Origin of the sequence: Synechococcus sp. MIT S9503 (assembly GCF_047304175.1) — a bacterium.
Classification (GTDB): Bacteria; Cyanobacteriota; Cyanobacteriia; order PCC-6307; family Cyanobiaceae; genus Synechococcus_C.
This window is the reverse complement of sequence record NZ_CP138955.1, coordinates 624269-650846: the sequence shown is the minus strand read 5'-3', so window position 1 is coordinate 650846 and position 26578 is coordinate 624269. Positions and strand designations below refer to the sequence as shown.

Here is a 26578-nt window from a genome sequence, read left to right as displayed (position 1 = left end):
GACTTGGATCAGGGAAGCGCGGGACAACCGACCCAGAGCGTCCAGGACGTTGCGTCGCTGGTGTCACTTCCTGCCCGTCTCGAAGCCATTCTTTATCTGAAAGGCCGGCCACTGACGCTGCAGGAGCTGTCGAGCCTGGTTGGTCTCTCTGAATCGGAGACCGAACAGGGAATGCTGATCCTGATCGCCGGCTATGCCCAGAGAGACACCTCCCTGGAGATCCACCAGGGCAACGGTCGCTACAGCCTGCAGTTACGCCCCGGTCTGGGAGAACTGGTGCGCGACCTGCTGCCGGTGAATCTTTCCACGGCCACGCTACGAACCCTGGCAACGGTCGCCTTGAAAAAGAGAATTCTCCAATCCGATCTGGTGGATCTCAGAGGTTCCGGCGCCTACGACCACATCAAGGAACTGGTGAACCAGAACTTCATTGAGCGCAAGCGTCAGAGTGAAGGTCGTTCCTACTGGATCACGCTGTCGGAGAAGTTCCACAGAACCTTCTCTGTGCTTCCCGACATGGGAGGTAGCGCCGAACCATCCCAGGCTGCATAGAGTTCCTTTAATTCCGCGGTTTCCATGGCCACCGAGCTTGTGTCCACAGTCCTTCAGGTTCTCGCCCAGACGCTCCAGATCTACTCGCTGGTGCTGATTGTGCGGGTGCTTCTGAGCTGGTTCCCCAATCTCGACTGGGGAAATCCGGTGCTCAGCACCGTGAGCTCGATCACGGATCCTTACCTGAACGCTTTCCGAGGTCTGATTCCACCCCTGGGCGGACTGGACCTTTCAGCGATTCTTGCCTTCATCGCGCTGAGCCTGATGCAGCAGCTGCTGATGTCCGCAAGTTTCGCTTTTGCAGGTGGGTTCGGCGTCTACGGCTGAAGAAGTCTGCACCGTTCAGCGGTGATCACCCTCTCCCTGGAGTGTGCCTCGCTCAGAACGGCTTTTCAGTTTGCGCAAGTTGGCTGCGGCCACATCTCCAAGACTGAGATCAAGCTCTGTGGCCAGCTGCGCCACATACCAGAGCACGTCGCCCAGCTCCAGAGCCACATCCTCCTTGAAGCGCTGATCCACGACGCCATCACGATCGCGGATCAGTTTCTTCACCTTGTCGGCGACCTCGCCGGCCTCGCCTGTCAGACCAAGTGTCGGATAGATGAGATTGCTGCCGGCGTCGGGGTATCGAGCCGTGCTGCGTGATTCAAGTTGGTAGTCGTTCAGGAGCACGGAGGGTCATCGTTGGGTTGTGGGCATGACGGTAGATTCCGCTGGTTTCCGGCGCCAAGGATGGCCGAGCTCGATCTGACACGTAGAACCAAGATCGTCGCCACGATCGGCCCAGCCACAGAGAGTCCTGAACGCATCCGGGAGCTGGTTCAGGCAGGCGCAACAACCTTCCGGCTGAATTTTTCCCACGGAGATCACTCCGAACACGCCACCCGAATCGCCACCATCCGTCAGGTTGCGCACGAGCTTGGTGTCCACATCGGCGTTCTGCAGGATCTTCAGGGCCCGAAGATTCGTCTTGGACGGTTCGAGGAAGGACCGATCACCCTTGCCAAGGGTGATCATTTCGCTCTCACCTCAAAACAGGTCCGCTGCAACCAGACCGTTGCAACGGTGACCTACGACAAGCTGGCCGAGGAGGTCACTGCAGGCAGTCGCATCCTTCTTGACGACGGTCGGGTCGAGATGAAGGTTGACCGGGTTGATGAGGTCGATCAGACCCTGCACTGCGTTGTCACCGTTGGAGGCGTGCTGTCCAACAACAAGGGGGTCAATTTCCCCGATGTGCAGTTGTCGGTGCGAGCCCTCACCACGAAGGACCGACAGGATCTGGCCTTCGGTCTGCAGCAGGGGGTGGACTGGGTCGCCCTGAGTTTCGTGCGCAACCCCTCGGATATGCAGGAAATCCGTGAGCTGATCAGAAAACACGGCTTTTCGACCCCCGTGGTCGCCAAGATCGAGAAGTTCGAAGCGATCGACCAGATCGATGCCATCCTTCCGCTGTGCGACGGCGTGATGGTGGCCCGCGGAGATCTCGGCGTGGAAATGCCCGCTGAGGAGGTTCCTTTGCTCCAGAAGGATCTGATTCACAAGGCCAACAGTCTTGGCATTCCGATCATCACGGCCACACAGATGCTGGATTCAATGGCGTCCAGTCCGCGTCCGACGCGAGCCGAAGTCAGCGATGTGGCCAACGCCATCCTGGACGGCACGGATGCTGTGATGCTCTCCAATGAGACCGCTGTGGGGGATTTTCCGGTGGAGGCCGTCGAAACGATGGCCACGATCGCCCGCCGGATCGAAAGGGACTATCCCCAGCGACCGATCGACACCCATCTTCCGAGCACCATTCCCAACTCCATCAGTGGTGCGGTCAGCAGCATTGCCCGCCAGCTGAACGCGGCAGCGATCCTTCCACTCACCAAAAGTGGTGCGACCGCCCACAACGTGAGCAAATTCAGACCCTCCACTCCCATTCTCGCTGTCACATCGGAGGTGGCCGTTGCCAGAAAACTGCAGCTGGTCTGGGGTGTGACTCCTCTGCTGATCGAAACGCAGCAGAGCACGACCGCAACCTTCACCCTGGCGATGGACGTGGCTCAGGAAATGGGTGTGCTCAAGGATGGAGACCTTTGCGTTCAGACAGCAGGAACCCTCGCTGGGGTCAGCGGATCCACCGATCTGATCAAGGTGGGCATCGTCAGTGCCGTGCTTGGACGTGGCACAGGTTTCGGCAGCGGCTCAATCAGTGGAAAAGTTCGCATCGCAACCAACGCCAGCGATTGCGCCAAGCTGGAACCCGGAGAGGTTCTCGTGGCCACCGACACAAATGCTGACTATCTCGATGCCATTCGGGATGCCGCAGCTGTGATCACGGAGACGCCGGCCGAAAGCTCCCATGCAGCTGTGATTGCCCAGCGTCTCGGCATTCCCGTGATTGCAGGCATCGCCAATGCCACCCGGGATCTTCTTGAGGGCGAGGTCGTGACCCTGCTGATCAAGGAAGGCGCCGTTCATCGTGGAACAGGCAGCAACATGGCCATGAAACTCGACACGATGCTCTGATCCGGAGCTTTCGTCCATGGCGAGCAATCTGCCGATCACCGAAACCATCGGCATGGCCCTCAACACCCTGAAGGCCAACCGCTTGCGCAGTCTGCTGACCATGCTCGGCATCGTGATCGGCAATGCCTCCGTGATCACGCTCGTCGGAGTGGGCAGGGGCGCTCAGAACCTGGCCGAAAGCCAGTTGAGCAATCTGGGAGCGAATGTTCTGTTCGTGGTCCCAGGAAGCAATGACACCCGACGCCAGGGGGTTGCATTTCCGCGCAACCTGGTTCTTGAGGATGCTGAAGCCATTGCTGAACAGGTGCCCAGCGTCAAGCGCGTGGCACCACAGATCAATGCCAATGAAGTGGTGCAGTCAGGGGCAAGGAGCAGTACCGCCGCGATCTTCGGGGTCACACCGGAGTTTCTGCCTGTCAGAAGTTTTGAGGTGGCCCGAGGGCGTTTCATCAGCGACCAGGACATCCAGGCAGCCCGCACCGTGGTGGTGATCGGCCCGGATCTGCGCGACAAACTGTTCCCGGGAGGCGGAGCAATCGGAAGCTCCCTGCGCATCCGTGACACGAGTTTCAATGTGATCGGCGTGATGGCGCCCAAGGGAGCGGTTTTCGGATCCAATCAGGATGAAAACGCCTATGTGCCCCTCACCACAATGGTCAGCCGCCTCACGGGGCGCGATCCGACCTATGGCGTCAGCCTCAGTTTCATCAGTGCTGAAGCAAGAGATGAGAACAGCACAAGTGCGGCGAAATTCCAGATCTCCAACCTTCTGCGTCAAAGGCATCGCATTCTTCGTGACGATGATTTCGCTGTTCGCTCCCAGCAGGATGCACTCACGATCGTTGGAACCATCACCGGCGGGCTGACACTGATGCTGGGAGCCATCGGAGGGGTTTCGCTGCTCGTCGGCGGGATCGGCATCATGAACATCATGCTGGTCTCGGTGAGTGAGAGAACCGAGGAGATCGGTCTCCGCAAAGCGCTTGGGGCACGCAGTTCCGACGTTCTGCGCCAGTTCCTCGTTGAATCCCTGGTGCTCTCAAGCCTGGGAGGAGTGATCGGCACAGCTGCCGGCTACGGCGCGATCGCCGCAGTGTCTCTGTTCACTCCACTGCCGGCAGCGATCGGGGTGCCGACAGTCCTTCTGACAGTGGGTCTTTCCGGCTCGATCGGATTGTTCTTCGGCGTCGTTCCAGCACGGCGAGCAGCTCGTCTTGATCCGATTACGGCTTTACGCAGCCTTTAGGTAGAACAACTGCACAGTTTGTAACCATAAGCTCTTACGATCAACCGATCTTCATCAATGCCATGAATCAGCGCTGGCGGCAGATCCTTCTCTGGGGACTTCCCATCACCGTTGCTGTGCTGCTGGCATGGCAGTTTCTGGGCAGCGGAGCGCTGAACAACATGAAGCCCGGGGGACCAACTGTGGCTCCCAGGAACACAGCTGTGGCACGTATGAGCTACGGCCGCTTCCTTGACTATGTGGAAGCAGGTCGGGTGACCTCTGTCGATATCTATGACGGCGGTCGAGACGCGGTGGTTGAAGCGGTTGACCCCGATCTCGATAACCGTGTGCAACGCCTCAGAGTTGACCTTCCCGGACTCGCCCCTGAGCTGATCAACACGCTCAAGTCCGAAGGAATCAGTTTCGATATTCACCCGCCCAAAACAGCACCACCTGCTCTGGGAATTCTCGGCAATCTGCTGTTCCCGTTGTTGCTGATCGGCTCCCTGATCTTCCTGGCACGCCGAGGCAACAACATGCCCGGCGGACCTGGTCAGGCGATGCAGTTCGGCAAGACCAAGGCACGTTTCGCCATGGAGGCTGAAACAGGTGTCATGTTCGACGACGTCGCTGGTGTGAACGAGGCCAAGCAGGATCTTCAGGAGGTGGTGACCTTCCTCAAGCAGCCTGAGAAATTCACTTCCGTCGGTGCTCAGATTCCCAAGGGCGTTCTGTTGGTGGGCCCTCCCGGCACCGGCAAGACGCTTCTTGCCAAGGCGATCGCAGGCGAAGCTGGAGTTCCTTTCTTTTCTCTGTCGGGCTCCGAGTTCGTCGAAATGTTCGTGGGCGTCGGTGCAAGCAGGGTTCGGGATCTGTTCAAACGTGCCAAGGAGAACAGTCCCTGTCTGATTTTCATCGATGAGATCGACGCCGTCGGTCGCCAGCGTGGTGCAGGTATCGGAGGGGGCAATGACGAGCGTGAGCAGACCCTGAACCAGTTGCTCACGGAAATGGATGGTTTCGAGGGAAACAGCGGAATCATCATTATCGCGGCGACAAACCGTCCCGATGTGCTCGACTCTGCCCTGATGCGTCCGGGGCGTTTCGACCGTCAGGTCACCGTTGATGCGCCTGACATCAAAGGCAGGCTTTCAATCCTCAAGGTGCACGCACGCAACAAGAAACTCGATCCTGAACTCTCTCTCGACAGCATTGCCCGCAGAACTCCTGGATTCACCGGCGCTGATCTTGCCAATCTTCTCAATGAAGCTGCAATTCTCACAGCACGGCGCAGGAAGGAAACTATCAGCCTCTCCGAGATCGATGATGCCGTTGACCGGATCATCGCCGGTATGGAGGGGCAACCTCTCACAGATGGCCGCAGCAAGAGACTGATCGCTTATCACGAAGTGGGTCACGCCCTTGTCGGCAGTCTGGTGAAGGATCACGATCCTGTTCAGAAAGTCACGTTGATCCCCAGGGGGCAGGCCCAGGGTCTGACCTGGTTCTCTCCAGATGAAGAGCAGATGTTGGTGTCTCGCGCGCAGCTCAAGGCGAGAATCATGGGTGCCCTAGGCGGGCGCGCTGCGGAAGATGTGGTGTTCGGATACGAGGAAGTCACCACAGGCGCGGGTGGAGACATTCAGATGGTTGCCTCGATCGCCAAGCAGATGGTGACCCGCTACGGAATGAGCGGTCTTGGTCAGATGTCCACAGGCGGCGGCAGTCAGGAAGTGTTCATCGGCAGAGACCTGATGACCCGCAGCGATACCTCGGAAGGAACCTCCAAGCAGATCGATGAGCAGGTTCGCGGCATCGTGATGCAGTGTTATGAGGAAACCCTTCACCTCGTGCAGAATCAACGTGAGGCAATGGATCACCTCGTTGAACTTCTGATCGAGAAGGAAACGATGGATGGAGATGAATTCCGTGAAATTCTCGCCAACTTCACCACCATCCCCGAAAAGGACCGCTTCCAGCCAGTTTTGAACTGAGACCCCTGTAACGTCCGTACAACTTCCCAACCCAGATTCTTAATGAATCTGGGTTTTTATTGTTGTCACGCGATCTCACGTTTCTCTTGACTATCCGAAAAACTCAGGACATTAAAAAAACTCTCCCAATAGGGAGAGTTTTAAACAATTAATTCAAACGGAATGAACTGGCCGTTTATCTATCACGCTATCAATTAATCCGTAATCCTTAGCCTCCGAAGGCGACATGAAGAAATCTCGATCAGTGTCTGCCTGAATCTTGTCAAGAGGCTGATTTGTTCGATCAGAGAGCTCTTTGTTGAGTCGTTCCTTGAGAAAAAGAATTTCGTCAGCCTGAATCCTGATATCACTGGCCTGACCTCTTGCACCACCGAGAGGTTGGTGAATCATGATCCTGGAGTGCTGGAGGCTGCTGCGTTTGCCTTTGGTGCCTGCACAAAGCAGAAAAGCGCCCATACTGGCGGCCAGACCTACGCAAACCGTTTGCACATCTGGCTTGATGTGCTGCATGGTGTCAAAAATACCGAGACCGTCGTAGACAGAACCTCCAGGCGAGTTGATGTAGAGGTAGATATCTTTTTCCGGATCCTCTGCTTCTAGAAAAAGCAATTGAGCAACAATTCTGTTGGCCGACTCACTGGTGACTGCTTCACCGAGAAAGATGATTCGCTCACGCAGCAAGCGTGAATAGATATCAAACGCCCTTTCCCCGCGTCCGGATTCCTCGATCACGATGGGGATCATGCTTCAACTGCGCAGTTGCTGAATCCTAACGGCGGCAACAGCAGCGCTATGGTCTTGGCTTGAAGACAGCCTTACAAGAGCTTGACTGGGTCCCAGACGATCGCTGACAGCAAGAAAGCTTTTCACACAGCTTTCCCGTACGTCATCCCTTCGCTGTATCGACGCACGGCAGATGAGTTGCTGGTGGAACTCCATCTGCTGAGTCATCAGACGAACTTCAGAATCAATGCATTGTTCGCTGTAGGGCTCTGCCAGGTCTACCAGGCCTTCACGAAGGGGTATCGGCCGGAGGATCAGCTTGAGCCGATGTTCTCCGCTCTCTGCAGCTGCAATGGGTTTGATGGCGACGAGATCCGGGCTCTCGCGCAGGGAAGCACCAAAGCCGTGAAGGGGCACACGGTCGAAGATGTTCAGTCCTGGCTGAAATCAAAAGGAAAAGGGGCTCCTCAACCCCTGGCGGCTGGTCTGAAGGCTGTGACCGAAGATGATTTTCACTACTCCCGTCTGGTGGCAGTCGGTCTGTTCAGTCTCCTATCCGAGGCTCAAGGGAAGGAGAGCGCTGACCCTGAAGAGCTCAGCAAAACTGTTCACGCCATCGGTGAACAGATCGGACTGTCGCGCCCTCGCCTCGAGAAGGACCTCGGTCTCTACCGCTCCAACCTGGAGAAGATGGCTCAGGCTGTTGAATTGATGGAGGAGACACTTGCCGCGGAACGCCGCAAACGCGAACGCCAGCAGGCTGAAAAAGCATCCAAGGATTAGGAGGCAGGCTTCAGGGTCAGGCCTCCGCTGATTCGCCACCAGGAATCCCTTGTTCCAGATCCATCCAAGGGGTTCACAGACATGGTCAAGGCAATGGCCTGTTGCACTGGTTTGGGCCAGAGCCCACCCAGAAGTTCAAGCTGCGTCAGCTGCTTTGGATCAGCGCTGATTCTGAGCATCGACGACGTCTGGTTCGCGTTGGCGTCATAGAAAGACTGCGGATCAGGCTCTATGCCGAGACCAATGCTCAGCACGGCTGTTTTTTGACCGTTTGTCCGCACATCGTTGATGACCTGCCAACCGCCAACGGTGGTGATGTCGTCACCATCTCGACGTCGCCAGAGGGTGGAGAGAGAAGATTTGGATTGGGCCTTGGTTGTCTCAGCCTGGAGCTGCTGAAATCCACGCGCTTGAAGACGATCGGAAACGGCTTCGAGGATCGACAGCCACTGCTGACGTTGACCGGAGAGAGGCAGTTGAATCTGCAGACCAGCTTTGTAGGCCCCTGATGCACGGCTCTGAAGCCTCAAAGAGAAGGGGAGGCCAGCGATTCTGCTGCGCATGGATCCATCGATCCCGTAATGCTCCTCAAGAGGGACCTGGATGATCTGTCGGGACAGCAGAGTTCCCAGAATCAGATTCAGTCGACGGCCGTCAATCTGAAGCAGGGTGAGATTGGAGGGCCGTTGATCGGAGAACCGCTGCTCGGAGCCTGAGTCGATCGAACCGGATGAGACGGTGGTTGTCCGTTGAAGGGCGGAACTCAACGGGCGATAACCAATCACTCCCTCCCAGAGAAGTCGGTCGGACTCAAGCTGAAGCCGAACACAGCCTTCGCGTCCCTGCTGAAGCAGTGGCGCAAGGGTTCCACTGATCGTGGCAAGCGCATCCGCATTCCAGAGCACACCTGGAGCCTCCACAATCGTCTGAAGACAGGAAGCGAACAAACTGGCTGGATGGACGTCGATACTCGAAGAATGACTGTCTTGAAGCCGCTGGGTGAGCTGCCTTCGATGAAGCGGATCCGAGGCCAGAACCTCCAGGGAGCCGACACGTTTGCGTTGCAGTCCTTTGATGTCCGCAGGCAGATCAGAGTGGGGAAGGATCAGATAAGCATCACCATCCTGTGACCACGCTTGCCACCAGATGGATCGGCCATAACGTTGCCAGAGATCCGTGGCGGGCTTCACACCCAATCGTTCAGTCCAGAGCGCCGGCACAGTCCGATACGGATCACCTCGAAAACTCTGAACAAGGGTCAGGGCCCCCGTCATCTGAGCAAGAGAGGCAACCGAACTGTCAGCAGACCCGCTGAGACGGCTTCCTGTGAAGCGCAGACCAACGATCCCGGACAAAAGTAAGAGCGAAATGCCTGCTGCCGAAGCAGCAGATCGAATCAGCGATAACCGAAATCGAAAGGTCTTTTTGCCCGGAAACGCATCTTCGACCACGTGTCAACGGCGTCGCCGTCTGTCTTTCCACTCGACGGTAGACAGATAAATCACGGTGCCACTGACAAACACAAGCAGTGCAACAGCTGTGACAGCAAGAACTTGATTGAAAAGAGGAGACTGGAGGGTCTCGGTCACATCAGAAATTAATGGAGCCGTCACCGTTGCGACCCCAGACCACCATGGCGATCGAGAAGCTGAACACTGCAGCAAGAGAAGCCCAGCCCAGGGTGAAAAGCATTGTGGATTCCTTCGATGTCGGCAGTGTAACTAAGCTTCCCTGCGGATTCATCCCGTCTGTTCACGAGACCTCATGACTTCATCATCGCCAGGTGCAGCCTCGGTTCTTGAACGCCAGAGCACAACACAGCATTACCCGCAGGCTCGAGTGATCGTCATGGACGATGACGTCAACACCTTCGAGCACGTCGTGGAGTGTCTTTGCAAGATCATTCCGGGGATGAATTCAGATCGTGCATGGGCGCTGGCACGTCGGATCGATGGAGAAGGACGGGCCGAGGTGTGGTGTGGACCACTGGAACAGGCTGAGCTCTACCACCATCAGCTCGGTTCGGAAGGCCTGACGATGGCCCCAATCGAACGCTGCTGACACGCCACTAAGGTCGACAAACTTCTTCTGCAATCTGTGGGATCAGCGCGGTTCATTGCACTTGCACTGCGTCTTGGCCTGTTTCAGGCCTGCCTGGGTGCTCTCTCGGTGCTCACCCTCGGCATTTTCAATCGCCTGCTGATCGATGAATTTCAGGTTCCTGCCGCACTCACCGCCCTGGCGCTCGGCAGTCAGCAACTTGTGGGCTTCTCAAGAGTCTGGTTCGGCCAACGGTCAGATCGGTGCCGCTGGAAAGGACTGCGCAGAACCCCATTCATCATTGGCGGTGCTGCTGCGTTCTGCGGGCTGACCTGGATCGCCGGCCGCACCGTTCTCTGGCTGGCAGAGGCATCCCAGTCAGGAAACCAGGGCGATGTGTTGTCGAGAGGACTGGTGCTGGCATTGGTGTTTGTGTTCTACGGGCTGGCCATCTCAGCGAGTTCCACTCCGTTCGCAGCGCTGCTTGTTGATGTCAGCACGGAGAAACAGCGTCCCGCACTGGTTTCGATCGTGTGGTCGATGCTGATGGTGGGGATCGTGGCAGGAGCGATTCTGCTGAGTTCGTTTCTGGGTTCGTCCTGCGACAGCGCTGAACTGAGCGAAATGATCTCAGGAGTTGAACGGTTGATCACCGTGGCACCCCTGGTGATTTTTTCATTGGTCGTGGTCTCGATCACGGGAGTGGAACCACGATTAACCGCTGCTGGTGGACGCGGACAACGAGTCAGTTCCAGCGAACAGGAAATTTCCCTGAAGGGAGCGTGGACCGTGCTCAAGAGCTCGCCCCAGGTCGGTTATTTCTTCGCCGTTCTTTCTCTATTCACGTTCTCGTTGTTTCTGCAGGAGGCTGTGTTGGAGCCCTATGGCGGAGCTGTGTTTGCAATGGATGTCTGCACGAGCACGCAGCTGAATGCCGTCTGGGGAGTTGGAACATTGCTGGGTATTGCTGCAACAGGCTTTCTGATCACACCCCGCCTCGGCGCGCAGCGAACGGCACTCGCAGGAGGAATTCTGTCGGCACTGTTTGTGCTGATGATGGTGCTGGCGGGATTGCTTGAGTCAACAACTCTCTTTCGCACTGCAGTGTTTCTGTTCGGAGCTGGGGCAGGAATTAGCACGAATGCCAGCCTCACATTGATGCTCGGTCTGACATCACCGTTGATGGCAGGAACATTCATCGGCGTATGGGGTCTGGCGCAGGCCTACGCCAGAGGTCTCGCCACTGTCAGCGGTGGGGCACTCCTGAGTGTCTTCAGCGAATTCACAGGCTCTCAGAACAGCTTTCAGGCCTACGCCGGTGTGTTTGTGGTCCAGGCGCTCGGACTTCTGGTGGCAGGGTTTCTGCTGCTTCGTGTGGACACGAACCTGTTCCAATCGAACGTCGAAAAGGTTCTGGGCCGAATCGTGGCCAGCGAACTCGACTGAAGCAGATTCTGATCAGGCAGCCGGCTGTCTGCTGCTGCGAGCCAAACGCAGCAGGTCGGTTGTTTTGATGCGGCTGTTGCTAGCGGCAAGCACATAGCGAAGAACCCTGCCGGGACAGAACGCAAGGCCACGCACTTCATCGCCGTGAACTTCGGCCGTCAAAACCCTGGCCTGTGGACCACAGCGATCCTGCAGAGGTCCCGTCACCTCGCAAAGCAGCCTGTCGACGGATCGGAGCATGGCTGAGACGACACTCTCTTCTCTGTAGCCAAATCCTCTAGTTTCGACCAACTCAATGCTTATCGGGCAATTTTCAACAGTGGGGCGCCTGGTCATTACACACAGCACCTATGTAGAGGGTCTGATTCCCTGGCTGAAGGTCCTTGCCAGGGATCCTGAGATACAGACCATCACACCTGGTGTGATTGCAAGGGTTCGAGGCCACAGCTCAGGATTGCAGCTGCGTGTGTCCATTCCAGTGACCGGCGGATTCAAGGTGCTGGCCCGCAAGGGCACAAGCGCTCAGGAGGTCTTTGTGGTGACTCAGCTTGACAGAGACGAACTTCTCGAGCGAATCAGAACCTGCAGCCCCTGAATCGATATCAACATCTTGAGGGGAGCCTGACAAAATCATTAACTGGGTCGTCAAAAGCTGAATTTCAACTCATACGACCAATCAGCTTTTCTGAGCAGAACAGAACAATCAAAACTTGATGCTCAATCAAGCAATGATCATGAATTCTTCACTGGCGGGCAAAAACCAACATCGAGAGTCGCAAAATCGATTAACGAGAGTGAATCATCTGTAAAAGCAAGGGTGCCCTTTATTCAAGTATTCATGAGCAAGAATGCCGTAACAGGAAAACAGAAACGCTGCAATACCACTTCAGTGAAGATACAATTCAGAAGCGGACAACCTACATTGTTTCATTAATTTCACGCCAAAGACGCTTCGCGCGAGCAGGGCAATTATCAATAGTGTATGAATATAATGATTCAATCATCGGAACACTATAAACATCTTGAGCGAAATCAACTGAATTAATTTCATCCATGGAGAGAGTAGCCTCAGACATCGCTTTCGCAGTGCCTTTCTCGATTGACTCGCGAGCAGACTTACCAGAGCAGTACAGCTTTCCCGATTGAAGACCGATCGAATTGGCGAGTTCAACTCCTTGCTTGATCGTTACAGCCGAAAGACTGAGAGGCAAGACCGCAAAAACAACCAAAGGTGTGCTGGTAATAAAATGATTTATCAATCTCATGAGTGAATTCCCAAACAAGTACAAGCTTAGTCTCGTAAAACATATCCAGCAAGTTTCTGCAACGGCATAAAGGAACGGCATCTCCAACGTTCACTTGCAAAATCAGATCAAACCGAGCCAAAGGGAAACACGATTAATATCGAAAGAATTTAACTTTTTCACCCTTCCCCTTTTTTCCCTGTTGATTGATCCATTGACCATTGACTACAGATTTGTTTTCAAATCCAATCACTTGCGTCAAGCTGCGATCATCCGCACACCAACGACCAACAACATTGTGTTCAACAATCTCACGACTTTTTTTATCTTCAAAAACCAACTGCTCATAAAATCTCAACTGGAAAGCTTTCGATTCTTCACGGAATCGTTCAGCATTTCTAAAAGAGCCTAAATCCTCCTCCTGTAAATCACGCAGTATTTGCCCTAATTCCCTTTGCCGATCGGCTGGATAAGTTGGCTGCTCGTCTCGATAACTAGCAATCGTGACAAGATTCATTTTGGCTACCCACTGCTCACATGCATCTCTCGCATCATGCTTAGATGCGTAACTGCAGCTGACTAGTGATGGAAAAAGAAGCGCAAATGACAACTTCTTCATTCCAAATCCTCATCTATTGGGAAACAGAATGATAGCAAAGCTAAAAATGAAAAACCATGACTTAGCAGAGCTGAAAAAGTAGAACAAGCTAATCATGAAAAACAATCAACCATCCTAAGCAAAAAGCCAGAAAGGGAGATCAATCAAGACAGAGGTGAAACCATTCTTCCCAATAAAAAAAATACTTGACAAGCTGTATATTTTAAAAACATCTCAGAAAATCCGCAAATGATCAAAACACTTCAAACCAATAATCAGCGGCTAACGAGAGTTCAACTCAATTCTTGAGATAAGAAAACAAACCCTGAAAGTTGACAAACAAAAGCACATATCCACCAATCCACACAGCCGCATAAGCACCAAACTGCTTCCCACTAGACTTGATCTGACTTATTTTTGAAACAAGTACAGAACAAAGAAACAAAATAATTGTATAGCTGACCAAAGAGGCTAAGAGTGGAATCAGAGATGAAATCATCTTCAATCAGTGGAATATTGAGTGATTCTTGCAAAGCTTGGCAGTGATTGGGAAAAGATGCAGCTCATACAAGTGATCTGCTACACGAATCATTGAAGGAATAGCCAAACGAAATCCGCTGTACTGAGAAGCGAACCTCTGAGAGATGTTTCAGTGGCTTCCAAAGCTTCCATACGATCTTGGCACAGTTCAACTGAATTGAACATAATGAACAGGTGCATGGATTCAGACAATGTATCAACTCATTAAAAAGCACAAGCGTTTGATCACCGTTGTTCAGCAAAAAACGGGTTTGTCTGACTATCAGATTCTATGGCTTTCTTTTATCAAGGGCGTCATCGTAGGAATCGTTATTACTTTGATCATCATGTAATCGAGACCTTTTGCTACCGGCGCATGAGTCTTGATAGTGCTATAAGGAGTTGTCATCTACTTGATCAGGATCATGTCCGGCTATTGGACCAACAGAATGACTGTTCCCATGGTGAGAGCCAAGGAATTTGCAGACCTGGTTGCTTGTTATCAAGAGGCACTTAAGGATCGAGGTGCACTGGATTGCACGTACAAGCTCTGGTCTGAGATGACTGCTGCTGAAAAATCAAAAGCAGCAAAAAATCTTCCAAATACAGCTAACAATTGGTACGTCAATTAACACGAGAAATGTTCTATTTTTTATTGCTAGCCAACCGTCGTTAAAAATATCCACGTAATTATCCTCAATTAGTTTGATTATATGCTTGATGCCTAATCAACACCTAGAAGCTTGGACAGTTCTCTTTGAGTTCTACCATTAAATTAATAGGTGCACGATCTTCTAAACTAGTGCGCTTTTCATATTCTTGTCGAACATAATTAAGACAGATTGATTGGGGTTCATTAAGAACAATATTCTGTGCATTAAGAATGATTTGTTGTGTACCCAGGACACCAAGCAATACCGTTCCAAATGACACAAGAATCCATTTTGGAAGACGAAGCAAATCCAAGATTGAACTAAACATTTTCAATATAATAGCTGGCAAGCGATGAGTTGGTAGAAACGATGAGGAGAAATAAAAAATTCCCGTCTAAATGCTACAAGCTTATATCAATTGACTGATTTTAACGATGAAAATTTAGCTGACACGCAGTGTCTTCTGTCATATTCCAGAACACTTGTCAAAGTTTATTTTGCTAGATAATAACTTTTACAGACCATCAAACTTGCTGATCTCTGAGATTAAAACGAATTTTCAATCTCATGAAAACTTGTTAGCTATGGACGTTGGTCTTGAGACAGCATTTGAGTAGTCGCAAGTTCCTCAGCAGTAAATTCCAGATTTGATGTTTGTTGGCCCATAGGTCTTCTAAAGTAAATTAAAGCTTGATTTCCAATATTTCCTTCTAAATAATGTTCCCATCCGCGCTTTCCATAAATACCAAGTAACCTTTGAATTTGAAGGGGAGTATTAGTTGCTTCACTATTTTGATAGTGATCTGCAAACTCTTTTTCTATGAATTCCTTAGATACTTGAAGTTGCTGGCTGGCTTTAGCTGCATCAGGTGATGGAGCAGGGGTGACATTGATCCCTACTACTCTGTACTCGTAAATCATAGAACAATTAAATTACCACTCTAGTGGAAGGGTGAGAAATCACTGATCAGGTTATCCCATGCCATGAGGATGCGGAACCTTACTCAGGTCCGAGACGAGCCAGGAGACAATTTGATGAGAGAAGACAGATTATTGTCGAGATTGACAATGAAGGTTTGGAAAGATTCAGAATCCAGGCGAACGTGAGTGGTTTCAATATCAGTGAGACCAAGGCATCCGGCACTATTTACTTGTGATCTTCCGCTTCTACGCAATTAACCGCTAGCATCTGATTGTTTCAATGCAGTAACCGTTGCTAATCCATCTACATAGCCAGTCCAAATAGTCAGTTCTCCAAACTTGTCAGGGTTTGGGTTTATCCACGCCATACCCGAAAGGCAGGCCAATAGCTGCAGCCATCAATGCAGCGATGAGCTGCGTCTTCTGATTCGCGCTAAGGCTTTCACCAACCGTGGTGATGAACGCAGTTGCTGCGAGCAGTACAGACCCGATAACAACTGCATCAAGGTGGTGTTCTTTGATGGCTCATCAGGCGAGCCAAGCTGAGCAACTCTCTTCACAGTTGGCTTTCCTGAAGGCGGGATGGAATCCAGCTCTCACTCAATGCGTTCAAGTTCTTTTTCAGCTCCGCCTGCCATAACAGATCCAACTTCCTCGACTGGTTTTATGTAGTACTTAAGTAATGTTTTTTGGAAGTGGATTACAAATTTCACTCACAGATGCAGATCTTTGAAAACCATGCCTGCATCTGTGTCTTGGAATAGATGGACCACCTGACCGTGAAAGCCCCAGCGTTCGACCTGGAGTTACCAGAAGGGGCGACAAAGTGGGGATTCGTTTCCGGCTGCAAGGCCGGTCTACGGCACCATCACGACAGTCTCCCCAAGTCGAAAGAGAGTCAGATCAGAGCACTAGAGAAAGGCTTTCACCAACCAGGTAGTCCAGGTTCAATTTAGAGGATTCGGCCAGATCGCACGTATCTTTTCCAGAACCTCGCTGGCTTCCTGGCTACGGGCAACAGGGTCGGTTTGCTCAAGCAGAACTGTCACGTGCCCCACCTTCCGTCCAGGCATTTCCTGTTTTCCATACCAGTGCAGGTGCGATCTGGACATGGCCTCAATGGCTGCAAGCCTTGAGTTCAGAGGAGCCGTCCCTTCGAGAGGCAGTCCGAGCAGATTGACCATGATGGCACCGGGTGTAATGAGGTCCGGTGCTGGAACAGGCAGGCCTGCGGTGATGCACAGCTGCTGATCGAATTGGCTGCTGCTGCAGGCCTCGATGGAGAAATGGCCCGAATTATGGGTGCGTGGAGCAATCTCGTTCACCATCAACCCTGCGGGACCATAGAAAAATTCAAGCGCCATCACCCCTACGTAACCGAGGCTTGTGAGCAGCGAGGCAGCGATGTTGTAAGCGGTGGCTTCCAGCAGTTGTTCCGACTCTGCAGGAGCGAGAACCCAGTCACATACCTGATTCTTCTGATGAGTTTCCACCAGGGGGAGGCTGCGAATCCGCCCCTGACGGTCACGACTGACAACCAGCGCCAATTCCCGCTCATAAGCCACCCAGGTCTCCAGGAGCCAATCCTCAACAGACACGCTGCTCAGCAGGTCTTTAAGGGACTTGAAATCACGGATCACGCAGGTTCCCTTGCCGTCGTAACCGCCATGGGCCGCTTTGGCCATCAAAGGAAAAGCCCATCCCACAGGCAGAACCGGTGAGTCGACATCGATTTCTTCGAGTGCGATCCAGGCCGGACTGGGGATTGCCAGATCATCAAGAAGTCGACGCTGCGAGAGCTTGTTCACCAATGGCAGAAGACTGCTGAGAGGAGGCGAAAACTTGTCCCCATTGCGGTCCAGTTCCTGCAATGCGTCGACAGGAATCCACTCGTTCTCGAAGGTGATGTGCTGGCAGCGCTTCAACAACTCCTTTGTGGCTGCGGCGTCTGTCGGTGCGCCGGCAACCTGCTCGCTTGCGACAGCCATTGCCGGATCCTCATCGGAGGCGCTCTGCACGATCACGTCAACGTCCCGTGACCTTGCTGCCTCACACAGCATCAGAGCGAGCTGACCACCCCCAACAACGCCAATTGTCCCGGCAGCGCTGGCCATGACCTTTGAATCCAACCAAAGAAGCTTGCCATCCGGCCCCTGGGGGACTTCTTCAGATCAAGGGACGTTCCTCAGTGAATGCAAAACGGATCGCAGTCAGAAGAAGCACGATCAGGAACAGCGCAAGACCAATGGTGCAGGCATAGCTGATCTCGAGTTCGGCAAAGGCCTGGTCATAGACGTAGTAAACGAGAGTTCTGGTTGAGTCAGCAGGTCCTCCCTGCGTCATCAGAAACACTTCCTCAAAAACCTTGGTGGCAGCGATGGCAGAGATCACTGCCACCAGAGTGATGTAAGGACGCAGCAGAGGAAGAGTGATATCGAGATGTTTCCTCCAGCCTTCACTGCCATCCAGTTCCGCCGCCTCATACAACTCCTTGGAGATTCCCTGAAGGCCCCCGAGAAAAATCACCATGTAATAACCAAGCCCTTTCCAGAGGGTCACAAGCATCACCGAAGGCAATGCCAGCAGAGGATTGGTCAGAAAATCGATGGGGATGAAACCAGAACCAATCATTGCTTCAAGCCAGCCATTGATCAGCCCGTTCTCGGCGTAGAGCCAGCGGAAGGCAATGGCTGCAACCACGATCGACACCAAGACAGGTGTGTAGAACGCCGCCCTGAGCCAATGGATGCCGGGCAGAACACGATTCACGATCACGGCCAGAGCCAGGGCACCGAGAACGATCGGAGGCACCACCCCGAAGAGATAAATGAGGGTGGTGCTCAGCACGCGATAAAACAATGGATCAGCGGCGAGCCTGCGCAGATTGGCCAGCCCGATGAAGCGCAGGGGCTCACTGACATCCAGCCCCGTCTGCGTGAAGCTGATCAACAGAGCCATGGCTGCCGGGATCAACACGGAAAGACTCAGCAGTGTGAGCGCAGGGGCAAGAAAGGCCCAGGCTGTCAGTGTTGTCCGCCGATCTGGCCTGGAGACAGGATTCATCCAACTCAAAGGCATCGGGCTGAGGATAAGGTCAGTCGATCGAATCGCCTGCGGATTGCCACCGCAGCATCGGCCCATGAGCACGCGCACAGCGCAGGCAGCTGAGTTGCAGGAACGCACCAGGATCACGGTTGCCCTGGAGAGCAACCCCTATGACGTAATCATCGGCAGCTCGATGGTGGGAGCGATCGGAACCGCTCTTCATGACCTATCGATTCGATCCGGCACCAAGATTCTTGTGGTGAGCAATCCGGATGTCGCCCGTCCCTATGGCGAAAGCTGCATCAGTGGACTCAGCAGCGCAGGCTTTGATCCGGTGCTGTTGGAAATCGATGCGGGTGAAGAACAAAAGAACCTGAACACGCTGAGTTCAATCCTGAACAAAGCACAACAGGAAGGTCTTGAGCGCACCTCCCTGATGCTGGCGCTGGGTGGTGGCGTTGTCGGCGACATGACCGGATTCGCTGCGGCTTGCTGGCTGCGCGGCATCGGCATTGTTCAGGTGCCGACCACTCTCCTGGCGATGGTGGATGCCTCTATCGGTGGCAAGACCGGTGTGAACCACCCCAGGGGAAAGAATCTGATCGGTGCATTTCACCAGCCCAGACTGGTGGTTATTGATCCCTTGACGCTCAACACGCTCCCTGTGCGGGAATTCCGGGCCGGGATGGCGGAAGTGATCAAGTACGGAGTCATCGGAGATCCCGAACTGTTCGAGCGTCTGGAGGAAGCCTCCGACCTCTCGGATCCCGCTGCCATGGATCCCGTGATGCTTCACGACATTCTGGTGCGTTCAGCGGAAGCCAAGGCCCTGGTTGTCGCTGCTGATGAAAGGGAGGGTGGTCGCCGCGCAATCCTCAACTACGGCCATACCTTCGGCCATGTGGTGGAAACTCTGACAGGGTATGGAACCTGGCTCCATGGCGAAGCCGTGGCGATCGGGATGGCGGCGGTCGGGCAGCTCGCTGTTCAGAAAGGGCTCTGGAGCGAGGACGATCAGCAAAGACAGGTGAAACTGATCGAAAAGGCGGGTTTACCGGTGGCCTGGCCGAAGCTTGATCATGAAGCGGCCCTTCGAACCCTCCGCGGCGACAAGAAGGTTCGTCACGGGCGACTGCGTTTCGTGCTGCCGACAAGGATCGGCGAAGTGATCATCAGCGACGAAATCAGCAACGAGGATGTTTGTCGCTGCCTTGAATCCCTTCGCTGATCAGGAGGGTTCCCGCAGAAACCGACTGGGGTGCAGACCTTCAGCGGATGCCTCGGGTGGGTTGCGATGAAAAGAGAACCAGCGAAGTTCGCCCAGACAGGAGGGATCAACCAGTCTCAGCAGAGCTTCCCGACGACGCAGCGCTTCAGCAAGCTGATCCCCTGGCAACTGCTGCAGAGCGTTCAGCCGCTCAGCAAGCCCGAGAGCAAGCAGGGCTTCTCCCTGACGACAGTGCCCCTCGGGGATCCAGCCAGCCACTGACGCTTCCCCCAGCATCGCTTCCACACAGAGATGGGCGGTGATGTCCTGATCGCCCGGATCGCGAAGAACATCGGAGGAAGCCTGTTGGCGCCTGTAGGCAAGCAGCGTTCCGTCAGGACGTCGCGAAGAGTAGTAGCGGCTTGCCTCCAGTGCGTAATCCACCACAAGCAACATGCCATCGGCTAGGGCTGCATGAGCCTGCTGCATCCAGGGCTTGAGGGAGTGGTGCCACTCAGTCGCCCATCCATCCTGCGCACCATCGGGTGGCAGCTGGAGATCATCACGTTCAGCCTGAACCGAGATCTGAACCTTCAGAGGCTCAGGCAGCGCGTCTTCAGCCCAGACAAGACTGGACAGGCCTCCTGAAGTCTGAAGAGCGACCATCTGGCGCTGCAGCGCGCCATTGCTCAGGATCAGACGCTCCACCGGCAGAGCATCGAGCAGTTCATGGGCAAGCATGACGCCGTTGACAGGTTCACTGGCAAGCTCGGCCAGCGAACACCAACGGCACTGAGCCGTTGCCAACCCCTGGAGACGATTCCTCTGGCGGACTTGCATCCCAGGGTTGATTTCGACAAGCACGAACTCCAACCGAGAGAGCAGATCAGAGGCTGAAGCCTGAAAGAGGGTGATCAACTGAGCGATCAGGTCACCCTCACCTGGACCGACGTCCACGACCGACAGCAATGAATCCGGATGACGAGCCGCAAGACACCCAAGCCAGTCGCTCAGCTGATGAATCAGCAGAGCTGAAAAATCCTCCCCAAGAGAGGGAGAGGTGACGAAATCCCCATCCTTTCCAACACGAAGCTGACCAGCTCCGTAAGCACCATGAACAGGGTCATGCAGTGCCCAGTCCATGAAAGTGGAGAAGGGCACGCGGTTGCCATTCTTTTCCAGTCGCTGCTGAAGCCATTCGGGACAGGGCACATCAGAGGCCTTCATGTGGTGAGAATGGCGTGCATTCGCTCTGAATCATGGGTGTCCAAGCAATGATGCGTGGCCTCAGGGCCCTGCTAAGCCTGTCAGTGCTGCTGGTGATGTTTGCCACGCCTGCCGCTGCAATCGACAATCCGGAACTTCTGCCGGACCATCCGACCCCGGTCATCGACCTCGCCAAGGCTCTGAGCCAGACGCAGAGACAAGCGCTGGAAACCTCTCTCGATGCCTTTGAGCAACGCAGCGGCTGGAAGCTGAGAGTGCTGACGCAGTATGAGCGAACACCCGGGCTGGCCGTGAAGGACTTCTGGGGTCTGGATGAACGCAGCTTGCTGCTCGTGGCGGATCCGCGTGGAGGCAATCTGCTCAACTTCAACGTGGGCGATGCCCTGTTCGCGCTGATGCCGCGCACCTGGTGGGTGGAACTGCAGACCCGCTACGGCAATCAGTTCTACGTGAAGGATCACGGAGAGGACGGCGCCATCCTGGCGGCACTGGATGCGGTGGAACTATGCCTGGACCGAGGTGGATGTCAGGTGGTTCCTGGCCTGCCCACGGAGCAATGGCTCTGGACTCTCAGCACGTCAATCCTCGGCGGCCTGATTGCAGGCTTTGCTGCCTATCCACGCAAGGAGGGGGAAAGGATTGCATGGGGCTGGCTGCTGTTGCTCTCACCACTGTGGGTGATGCTTTTTGGAGTGTTCGGAATTGGCCCTGTGATTACACGAACCAGTGAGCTGTTGCCGCTGATCCGCAACGGCATGGGTTTCATGGCAGGCACCATTGGTGCCTATCTGATTGCACAGGCCACGGTCGGTCGCAAACTGAACGAATCCAACCAGGATGGCTGAGTCAGGCGGGAAGCCTCAGGGCTATTTGCACGAAAAAGCTGGTCCTAAGCAATCTGAAACAGCGTCAAGATTGGTTTGGTTTGATTTCTGTGCCGAAAGAGCTGAGCGACGCTCATCACGAATCTTGCGCAGCTGGGCCAGATTCACGTTGAAGAAGCCCTGCAGGTTGGCAAATCGCTTCACAGGTTGTCCGTAGTAGCTGCGGCCACGCAGGGTGGGAAAGGAAGCCCACTCAGGTGCAAGTTTTGCTGCCAGCAGGGGGGACATCACCCCGGTGTCGGTGAGAGCAAGAGCCTTTCGACGCTGGATCAGAAACAGTGCACCCTGATCCTGAACCTCAGGGCCGAAACCTCGAACACCAAGACGGCGTTTCACCATGTCCCAGGTGAAAGGCATGAACTGGTAGGCCCCAGCAGCTGCGCTTGCATAGCGGGAGGAATAGATCACACGGTTGGGGTGACGCTCCATTGAGGCCATCAGTCCTCCACCGAACATGACGCGATAGCCGAGATCGTGCCCACCCTTCCACGTTCCTTCGGCGAAACGAATGGTGTTGAGCATCGCGCGGCGCTCAGGGGTGATGATGTACGGAAGAGCCGAGGTTTCGGCATCCTCCTCGAGCATCACCAGTCTGGAACGGGAACTCTCCAGGGCCGGCAGTGCTGCGTGCGCGGAGGGTGCGGTGAGAGTCGTGAGCAGAGGAACAACACTTGCGACGGCGCCTGGAATGCAACGGCAGGCGTTCAGAGCAAGAGAAGTCATACAAATAGTTCGAGGTGCAGAATCAATCAGAGAATTCAGTGGATGAGGTGAATTCAGGTGATGATTCGATGGATTCGATGAATCCTGTGCTTCAAAACACGGGCAAACTGTGTCGAATCAAAGCAGCTGATCACAGCAAGGCTGTGACAGGCAGGTAACCGTCTGCGACAGGCTGTTGACACAAGACGAGCGAAAGTCCAGAAGGAGAAATGCTTTGAAGCGCGGATAAGCTCGATTAATCACAGGAATCAGCCTTGCTTAACAGTGTTAAAGGCGACTGATTCGAGTACTTCCGCGGCCCGTGATGCCCCACCTGCAGGCAGGGGCGTGCCGGCAGCGGGCTCCAGAGGCTGATCGAGTTTCCAGTCACCACACTCCAGTGACTGCCTGGTGAGAATCCGGTGGGCCGAATGGGTCTTCAAACCTTCAATGAGCACGGATGCCTCGGCAAATCCTTCACGCTCCACCACATGAAGACCGAGACCACTGGCCATCGCCTCACAGAAACTGCTGAAACCGGGTTTACCGAGATGTCGATCACAGAACGGCATCACGTCCAGCGGTCGGATCTGCTTTGGCAGATGGAGAACATTCCTTGCCGCGGCGAATTCGCTGTCTTGCCTGGAATCTCTGTGTGCAGGCATCAGAAAAAGATGCTGATGCCAGTGACTGAAGAGATCAGGCGACAGGGAAAAACCGAGTCCACCAAATCCAACCAGCACTTTCTGCCGGGGATCAGCGCGAAGACGCTCCGCCAGATCAATCGAGACCGGCTGCGGATCAGCAGAGACAAGACCCAGAGTCTGTTCAGGCAGAGACCAGTCCATCGGCATTGAAAAAGGACAGCGCAGCAGCAGCGATCCGCGTCCGTAAGCCTTCGTCGCCTGTGCCGCCCAGTGCAGAAATGCACCCCCAAGCGGTTCATAGATTTCATCCCAGCCGAAATTGCCCATCCACACCAGAGGGGCATCCAAGCGATGCGCCAGCTCGGCTGCAGCGGGGGGAATATCCGCCAGCACCACCACATGACTGTCCTGCGATTGGATCCAATCCACCTCTCTCTGCAGCACCTGCGGCAGGCTCTTGTTCAGCTGCGCAAGGGCGTGCAGCGTCGCCAGCTGATCGACACCGAGAGCATCGGCCTGAAGCATGCCCACATCCCAGCGAACCGTGCGTCTGGTCACCGGCACGTTGCCCAGCACAAGAGCCAGAAACAGTTCATCCACAGCGGAACTGATCACCAGATGCCACCGGGGATGAAGTTGATGCAACTGGATGAGCACCGCAGCCTGACGGGCGGCATGGCCGTAGCCATGACTGCTCACGCAGACGTAGATCAGCACGGTGCCTGCTCGTTGATCGCCAGGCGATGCAGGGTCTGTTCATAGCTGAGCTGACCGCCCGGTCGATACCAGCGGTGACTGACCAGCGTGAGTTCCTTGCCTGAAAACTCAACCCAGGTGAGGTGATGCAACGGCATGCCTGATTCGTCCAGGCCAACTCTGGGGACACAGGCTGCATTCACAAAGCAGGTTCCTCGACGGTCCCTGTGAAACGTGATCCGCGCGCCCCTTTGTCCCTTGAGCTGATGGTGCATGTGCCCAAACACCACGAGGTCGGCCGGTCGGATCTTCTGCATGCGATCAAGAGCTAGGGCCAGATCCCTGTCGCCCCAGTCGATATGCGGCTGTTTCCAGTCACGACCACAGGGGCTGTTCGCCGCAGATCCCAGCCCGGTGGGACCGGAATGGGCCAGCACCACCAGAGGCCAGTGATCAGGAGCATGGCTCGCGGCATCGACAATCCAGTCAGCCGACTGAGTTTCCGTGATTGGTCCGAAAACCGCCTGCACGGCTTGCGAAAGGTGAAACCCTCCTCCTGCACTGCAGGGCCTGGCTCCGACCACCGCAAGTTCCGGCTGACTCCATCCACGCAATCGCCAGGGACAGTGACGTTCTCCCAGCATTGACATCTGCTGCTGAAGCAGGACGCCGCTTTTGTCACGTCCCCGGTCATGATTTCCAAGCAGGACGGCCACGGGCAGTGTCAGCTGCGTAATGCTCTTGACCATGCGCAGATCTCCATCACTGAGATCGCCCACAAAGAGAAGTGCATCCGGTTGCAATCGCTCAATCAGTTCTGCATCTCTTTCCCCCCAGTCACCGTGGAGGTCTCCGGCAATGGCAAGACGGAGTGTTGTCAGAACGACTTCTAGGCTGGACCCATCCTGCCCCAGAAGGCCCCAATGAGCTCTGACACCGCACTCCTCGCGGCGATCAACCAGCTCCGCCAGGAACGCAACGCCGTGATCCTGGCGCACTATTACCAGGAGCCTGAAATCCAGGACATCGCCGACTTCATCGGGGACTCCCTTGAGCTGTCGAGGAAGGCTGCCAACACCGATGCGGATGTCATCGTGTTCTGTGGGGTGCACTTCATGGCTGAGACCGCCAAGATCCTCAGCCCTGAAAAAACAGTGGTGCTTCCAGATATCGACGCGGGCTGCTCACTGGCTGACGATTGTCCGGCCGATGAATTCGCCAGCTTTCGAGAACGGCATCCCGACCATTTGGTGGTGACCTACATCAACTGCACGGCCGCGGTGAAGGCTCAGAGCGATCTGATCTGCACCAGCAGCAATGCCGTTGATCTGGTCAGACAGCTTCCTGAGGAACAACCAGTGCTGTTCGCGCCTGACCGCAATCTCGGACGCTGGGTGGAGCGCCAGAGCGGTCGTGAGCTCACCCTCTGGCCGGGTCGCTGTTTCGTGCATGAAACCTTCAGTGAGGAAGCCCTGCTCAAGCTCAAACTCGAACATCCGGAAGCGGAAGTGATCGCCCATCCGGAATGTCAGGAGAACCTCCTCGATCTGGCCGATTTCATCGGGTCCACCAGCAAGCTCCTGGTTCACTCCGAGACCAGCGAGTCCGACACATTCATCGTGCTCACTGAGCCTGGGATTCTGCACCAGATGAAGCAGCGTGTACCCCAGAAGACGCTGCTGGATGTTCCTGGCCTGGATGGCTGCAGTTGCAATGCCTGCCCTTACATGCGCATGAACAGTCTTGAAAAGCTTCGCGACTGCCTGGAGACACTCTCTCCACAGATCACAATGGAGGAGTCGATTCGCTTCAGGGCGGAAGCTCCGATCAGACGAATGCTCGAAATGAGCAAATGAATTCAATCAAAACGACCTGAACCAGACACCCTCAGCACGCAGCAGCAGCTCGAGATTGCCAGAGTTGACCGATGAACGTTCTGGAGCGGACTGACAGCGGTCTTTACTGCCGAGCAGCGCATGCCTGGATTGATCCGATCCGGCCTGTTCCCAGAGCGTTGATCACTCACGCCCATGCCGATCACGCCAGACCTGGATGCGGCGAATACTGGGCAGTGGATGTGAGTGAAGGGGTGCTTCGACAGCGCCTGGGTCGCGACATCACTCTCCATGCCATGCCTTATCGCAGGGAGTTCTGGCTGAACCAGGCGTGTCTGTCCTTTCACAGCGCAGGGCACGTGCTGGGGTCGGCTCAGATCCGTTTGATGGTGGATGACCAGGTCTGGGTGGTGACCGGTGATTACAAGCGCTGTCCGGATCCGAGCTGCGAACCGTTCGAAGTCGTGCCCTGCGACGTTCTGATCACGGAAGCCACGTTCGGGTTGCCGATCTATGCCTGGGACTCTGGAGCGACGATCGCTGAACAGATCCGCAGCTGGTGGCATGGGGACCGCGAACGTCCATCGCTGTTGTTCTGTTACTCATTCGGCAAGGCACAGCGTCTGCTGGCGGAGCTCAAAGCGATCGGCGTGGAGGAGGAGGTGCTTCTTCACGGTGCCGTCGAAACAGTCACACGCCACTATCGCGAAGCCGGAGTGGCAATGACGGCGAGCAGACCTGTGAGCGAGCTGCCACGCAAAGACTCCCTGGCGGGGAGACTGATCCTTGCGCCTCCTTCCGCCCACCGCTCTGCCTGGATGCGACGGTTCCGCTCACCTCAGACAGCCTTCGCCTCGGGCTGGATGGCGGTAAGGGGCGCCCGAAGACGTCGTGGATACGAGCGTGGTTTTGTTCTCAGCGACCATGCCGACTGGCAGGGGTTGATCAGCACAGTGCTGCATTGCGGGGCTGAAACCGTTTATGTGACTCACGGCCAGAGCGATGTTCTGGCACGTTTCCTACGCGAACGACACGGTCTTGATGCCAAACCGCTCGAACAGCTCAGCTGAACTAACCTCAAGCACCTTCCCTGGAACGATGGTGCTCCGCTGTTCTG

Annotated in this window: 28 protein-coding genes and 1 other RNA gene; 14 read left to right on the top strand and 15 right to left on the bottom strand. The window is 55.0% G+C overall.

Annotated features, from left to right (window positions below; all coding sequences use genetic code 11):
* Nucleotides 1-3: 3 nt before the first annotated feature.
* Both scpB and SIB56_RS03595 read left to right on the top strand, forming a co-directional pair.
* Entirely contained in the window at nucleotides 4-552 is a 549-nt protein-coding gene (scpB, locus tag SIB56_RS03600; RefSeq protein ID WP_413325493.1) for an SMC-Scp complex subunit ScpB, read from the top strand.
* A 24-nt stretch (nucleotides 553-576) separates the two neighbouring features.
* Nucleotides 577-879, top strand: coding sequence for a YggT family protein (locus SIB56_RS03595; protein WP_413325491.1), 303 nt, complete (start codon nucleotides 577-579; stop codon nucleotides 877-879).
* A gap of 15 nt (nucleotides 880-894) precedes the next feature.
* Here SIB56_RS03595 and SIB56_RS03590 read toward each other — a convergent pair whose 3' ends face one another.
* Nucleotides 895-1224, bottom strand: a complete 330-nt coding sequence (locus SIB56_RS03590) for a nucleoside triphosphate pyrophosphohydrolase family protein (protein ID WP_413325489.1) — start codon at nucleotides 1222-1224, stop codon at nucleotides 895-897.
* A gap of 60 nt (nucleotides 1225-1284) precedes the next feature.
* Between SIB56_RS03590 and pyk the strand changes: the two genes are divergently transcribed.
* From pyk to ftsH, 3 genes are all read left to right on the top strand, one after another.
* The gene (gene pyk, locus SIB56_RS03585) at nucleotides 1285-3069 is read left to right on the top strand and encodes a pyruvate kinase (RefSeq protein WP_413325487.1); all 1785 of its coding nucleotides are present in this window, start codon (nucleotides 1285-1287) and stop codon (nucleotides 3067-3069) included.
* Between the two features lie 16 nt (nucleotides 3070-3085).
* The gene (locus SIB56_RS03580) at nucleotides 3086-4315 is read left to right on the top strand and encodes an ABC transporter permease (protein ID WP_413325485.1); all 1230 of its coding nucleotides are present in this window, start codon (nucleotides 3086-3088) and stop codon (nucleotides 4313-4315) included.
* A 62-nt stretch (nucleotides 4316-4377) separates the two neighbouring features.
* Nucleotides 4378-6291, top strand: a complete 1914-nt coding sequence (ftsH, locus tag SIB56_RS03575; RefSeq protein ID WP_413325483.1) for an ATP-dependent zinc metalloprotease FtsH — start codon at nucleotides 4378-4380, stop codon at nucleotides 6289-6291.
* Nucleotides 6292-6444: 153 nt separating this feature from the next.
* Here the strand turns inward: ftsH and clpP are convergent, their stop codons facing one another.
* Complete coding sequence (gene clpP / locus SIB56_RS03570; protein WP_413325481.1) at nucleotides 6445-7035, bottom strand: ATP-dependent Clp endopeptidase proteolytic subunit ClpP; 591 nt, start codon at nucleotides 7033-7035, stop codon at nucleotides 6445-6447.
* 81 nt (nucleotides 7036-7116) lie between these two features.
* Here clpP and psb29 point away from each other — a divergent pair, with 81 nt between their 5' ends.
* Nucleotides 7117-7797 (top strand): photosystem II biogenesis protein Psp29, encoded by a 681-nt coding sequence (psb29, locus tag SIB56_RS03565; protein ID WP_413325478.1) that lies wholly within the window; start codon nucleotides 7117-7119, stop codon nucleotides 7795-7797.
* Here the strand turns inward: psb29 and SIB56_RS03560 are convergent.
* Together SIB56_RS03560 and petN are read right to left on the bottom strand one after the other, a co-directional pair.
* Entirely contained in the window at nucleotides 7794-9152 is a 1359-nt protein-coding gene (locus SIB56_RS03560; protein WP_413325476.1) for a hypothetical protein, read from the bottom strand. The two genes, psb29 and SIB56_RS03560, sit on opposite strands and share 4 nt — an antisense overlap.
* Nucleotides 9153-9387: 235 nt before the next feature.
* Nucleotides 9388-9489, bottom strand: a complete 102-nt coding sequence (petN, locus tag SIB56_RS03555; protein ID WP_066907630.1) for a cytochrome b6-f complex subunit PetN — start codon at nucleotides 9487-9489, stop codon at nucleotides 9388-9390.
* A gap of 72 nt (nucleotides 9490-9561) precedes the next feature.
* Here petN and clpS point away from each other — a divergent pair, with 72 nt between their 5' ends.
* Both clpS and SIB56_RS03545 read left to right on the top strand, forming a co-directional pair.
* Nucleotides 9562-9858 (top strand): ATP-dependent Clp protease adapter ClpS, encoded by a 297-nt coding sequence (gene clpS / locus SIB56_RS03550; RefSeq protein WP_413325474.1) that lies wholly within the window; start codon nucleotides 9562-9564, stop codon nucleotides 9856-9858.
* Between the two features lie 36 nt (nucleotides 9859-9894).
* Nucleotides 9895-11283, top strand: coding sequence for a BCD family MFS transporter (locus SIB56_RS03545; protein ID WP_413325472.1), 1389 nt, complete (start codon nucleotides 9895-9897; stop codon nucleotides 11281-11283).
* Nucleotides 11284-11295: 12 nt separating this feature from the next.
* Here the strand turns inward: SIB56_RS03545 and SIB56_RS03540 are convergent, their stop codons facing one another.
* Nucleotides 11296-11523 (bottom strand): hypothetical protein, encoded by a 228-nt coding sequence (locus tag SIB56_RS03540; RefSeq protein WP_413325470.1) that lies wholly within the window; start codon nucleotides 11521-11523, stop codon nucleotides 11296-11298.
* A 79-nt stretch (nucleotides 11524-11602) separates the two neighbouring features.
* Between SIB56_RS03540 and SIB56_RS03535 the strand changes: the two genes are divergently transcribed.
* Nucleotides 11603-11878 carry a DUF2103 domain-containing protein gene (locus tag SIB56_RS03535; RefSeq protein ID WP_413327080.1) on the top strand — a complete coding sequence of 92 codons (276 nt, stop codon included), beginning with the start codon at nucleotides 11603-11605 and terminating at the stop codon, nucleotides 11876-11878.
* 322 nt (nucleotides 11879-12200) lie between these two features.
* On the opposite strand, the gene SIB56_RS03530 is transcribed toward SIB56_RS03535, so the two are convergent.
* The gene (locus tag SIB56_RS03530) at nucleotides 12201-12548 is read right to left on the bottom strand and encodes a hypothetical protein (protein ID WP_413325468.1); all 348 of its coding nucleotides are present in this window, start codon (nucleotides 12546-12548) and stop codon (nucleotides 12201-12203) included.
* Between the two features lie 133 nt (nucleotides 12549-12681).
* Nucleotides 12682-13044 carry a hypothetical protein gene (locus SIB56_RS03525; protein WP_413325466.1) on the bottom strand — a complete coding sequence of 121 codons (363 nt, stop codon included), beginning with the start codon at nucleotides 13042-13044 and terminating at the stop codon, nucleotides 12682-12684.
* 1025 nt (nucleotides 13045-14069) lie between these two features.
* On the opposite strand from SIB56_RS03525, the gene SIB56_RS03520 reads away from it, so the two are divergent.
* Complete coding sequence (locus SIB56_RS03520) at nucleotides 14070-14276, top strand: hypothetical protein (protein ID WP_413325464.1); 207 nt, start codon at nucleotides 14070-14072, stop codon at nucleotides 14274-14276.
* A gap of 603 nt (nucleotides 14277-14879) precedes the next feature.
* Here SIB56_RS03520 and SIB56_RS03515 read toward each other — a convergent pair.
* The 4 genes from SIB56_RS03515 to SIB56_RS03500 all read right to left on the bottom strand — a co-directional run bounded on the left by SIB56_RS03515 (nucleotide 14880) and on the right by SIB56_RS03500 (nucleotide 18296).
* Complete coding sequence (locus SIB56_RS03515) at nucleotides 14880-15218, bottom strand: hypothetical protein (protein ID WP_413325462.1); 339 nt, start codon at nucleotides 15216-15218, stop codon at nucleotides 14880-14882.
* A 762-nt stretch (nucleotides 15219-15980) separates the two neighbouring features.
* Nucleotides 15981-16164, bottom strand: a non-coding RNA gene (gene ssrS, locus SIB56_RS03510) — 6S RNA.
* Nucleotide 16165: 1 nt separating this feature from the next.
* Nucleotides 16166-17332 carry a 5-(carboxyamino)imidazole ribonucleotide synthase gene (locus SIB56_RS03505; RefSeq protein WP_413325460.1) on the bottom strand — a complete coding sequence of 389 codons (1167 nt, stop codon included), beginning with the start codon at nucleotides 17330-17332 and terminating at the stop codon, nucleotides 16166-16168.
* 52 nt (nucleotides 17333-17384) lie between these two features.
* Nucleotides 17385-18296: a carbohydrate ABC transporter permease gene (locus SIB56_RS03500; protein WP_413325458.1), complete on the bottom strand. Its 912-nt coding sequence runs from the start codon at nucleotides 18294-18296 to the stop codon at nucleotides 17385-17387.
* Nucleotides 18297-18357: 61 nt separating this feature from the next.
* Here SIB56_RS03500 and aroB point away from each other — a divergent pair, with 61 nt between their 5' ends.
* Nucleotides 18358-19491 (top strand): 3-dehydroquinate synthase, encoded by a 1134-nt coding sequence (gene aroB, locus SIB56_RS03495; protein WP_413325456.1) that lies wholly within the window; start codon nucleotides 18358-18360, stop codon nucleotides 19489-19491.
* Here aroB and SIB56_RS03490 read toward each other — a convergent pair whose 3' ends face one another.
* The gene (locus SIB56_RS03490; protein WP_413325454.1) at nucleotides 19492-20697 is read right to left on the bottom strand and encodes a class I SAM-dependent methyltransferase; all 1206 of its coding nucleotides are present in this window, start codon (nucleotides 20695-20697) and stop codon (nucleotides 19492-19494) included.
* 47 nt (nucleotides 20698-20744) lie between these two features.
* Between SIB56_RS03490 and SIB56_RS03485 the strand changes: the two genes are divergently transcribed.
* Nucleotides 20745-21542: a TPM domain-containing protein gene (locus SIB56_RS03485; protein WP_413327077.1), complete on the top strand. Its 798-nt coding sequence runs from the start codon at nucleotides 20745-20747 to the stop codon at nucleotides 21540-21542.
* A 21-nt stretch (nucleotides 21543-21563) separates the two neighbouring features.
* Here the strand turns inward: SIB56_RS03485 and SIB56_RS03480 are convergent, their stop codons facing one another.
* The 3 genes from SIB56_RS03480 to SIB56_RS03470 form a co-directional block, all read right to left on the bottom strand.
* Complete coding sequence (locus SIB56_RS03480; RefSeq protein WP_413325452.1) at nucleotides 21564-22304, bottom strand: endolysin; 741 nt, start codon at nucleotides 22302-22304, stop codon at nucleotides 21564-21566.
* Between the two features lie 248 nt (nucleotides 22305-22552).
* Nucleotides 22553-23647, bottom strand: a complete 1095-nt coding sequence (locus SIB56_RS03475) for a hypothetical protein (RefSeq protein ID WP_413325450.1) — start codon at nucleotides 23645-23647, stop codon at nucleotides 22553-22555.
* The gene (locus tag SIB56_RS03470) at nucleotides 23641-24486 is read right to left on the bottom strand and encodes a TIGR04168 family protein (RefSeq protein WP_413327074.1); all 846 of its coding nucleotides are present in this window, start codon (nucleotides 24484-24486) and stop codon (nucleotides 23641-23643) included. The genes SIB56_RS03475 and SIB56_RS03470 overlap by 7 nt, the downstream gene beginning before the upstream one ends.
* 63 nt (nucleotides 24487-24549) lie before the next feature.
* Here SIB56_RS03470 and nadA point away from each other — a divergent pair, with 63 nt between their 5' ends.
* The gene (nadA, locus tag SIB56_RS03465; RefSeq protein ID WP_413325448.1) at nucleotides 24550-25482 is read left to right on the top strand and encodes a quinolinate synthase NadA; all 933 of its coding nucleotides are present in this window, start codon (nucleotides 24550-24552) and stop codon (nucleotides 25480-25482) included.
* A 71-nt stretch (nucleotides 25483-25553) separates the two neighbouring features.
* On the top strand, nucleotides 25554-26531 hold the full coding sequence (locus SIB56_RS03460; protein ID WP_413325446.1) for a ligase-associated DNA damage response exonuclease: 978 nt from the start codon (nucleotides 25554-25556) through the stop codon (nucleotides 26529-26531).
* The last annotated feature ends 47 nt before the right edge of the window (nucleotides 26532-26578 follow it).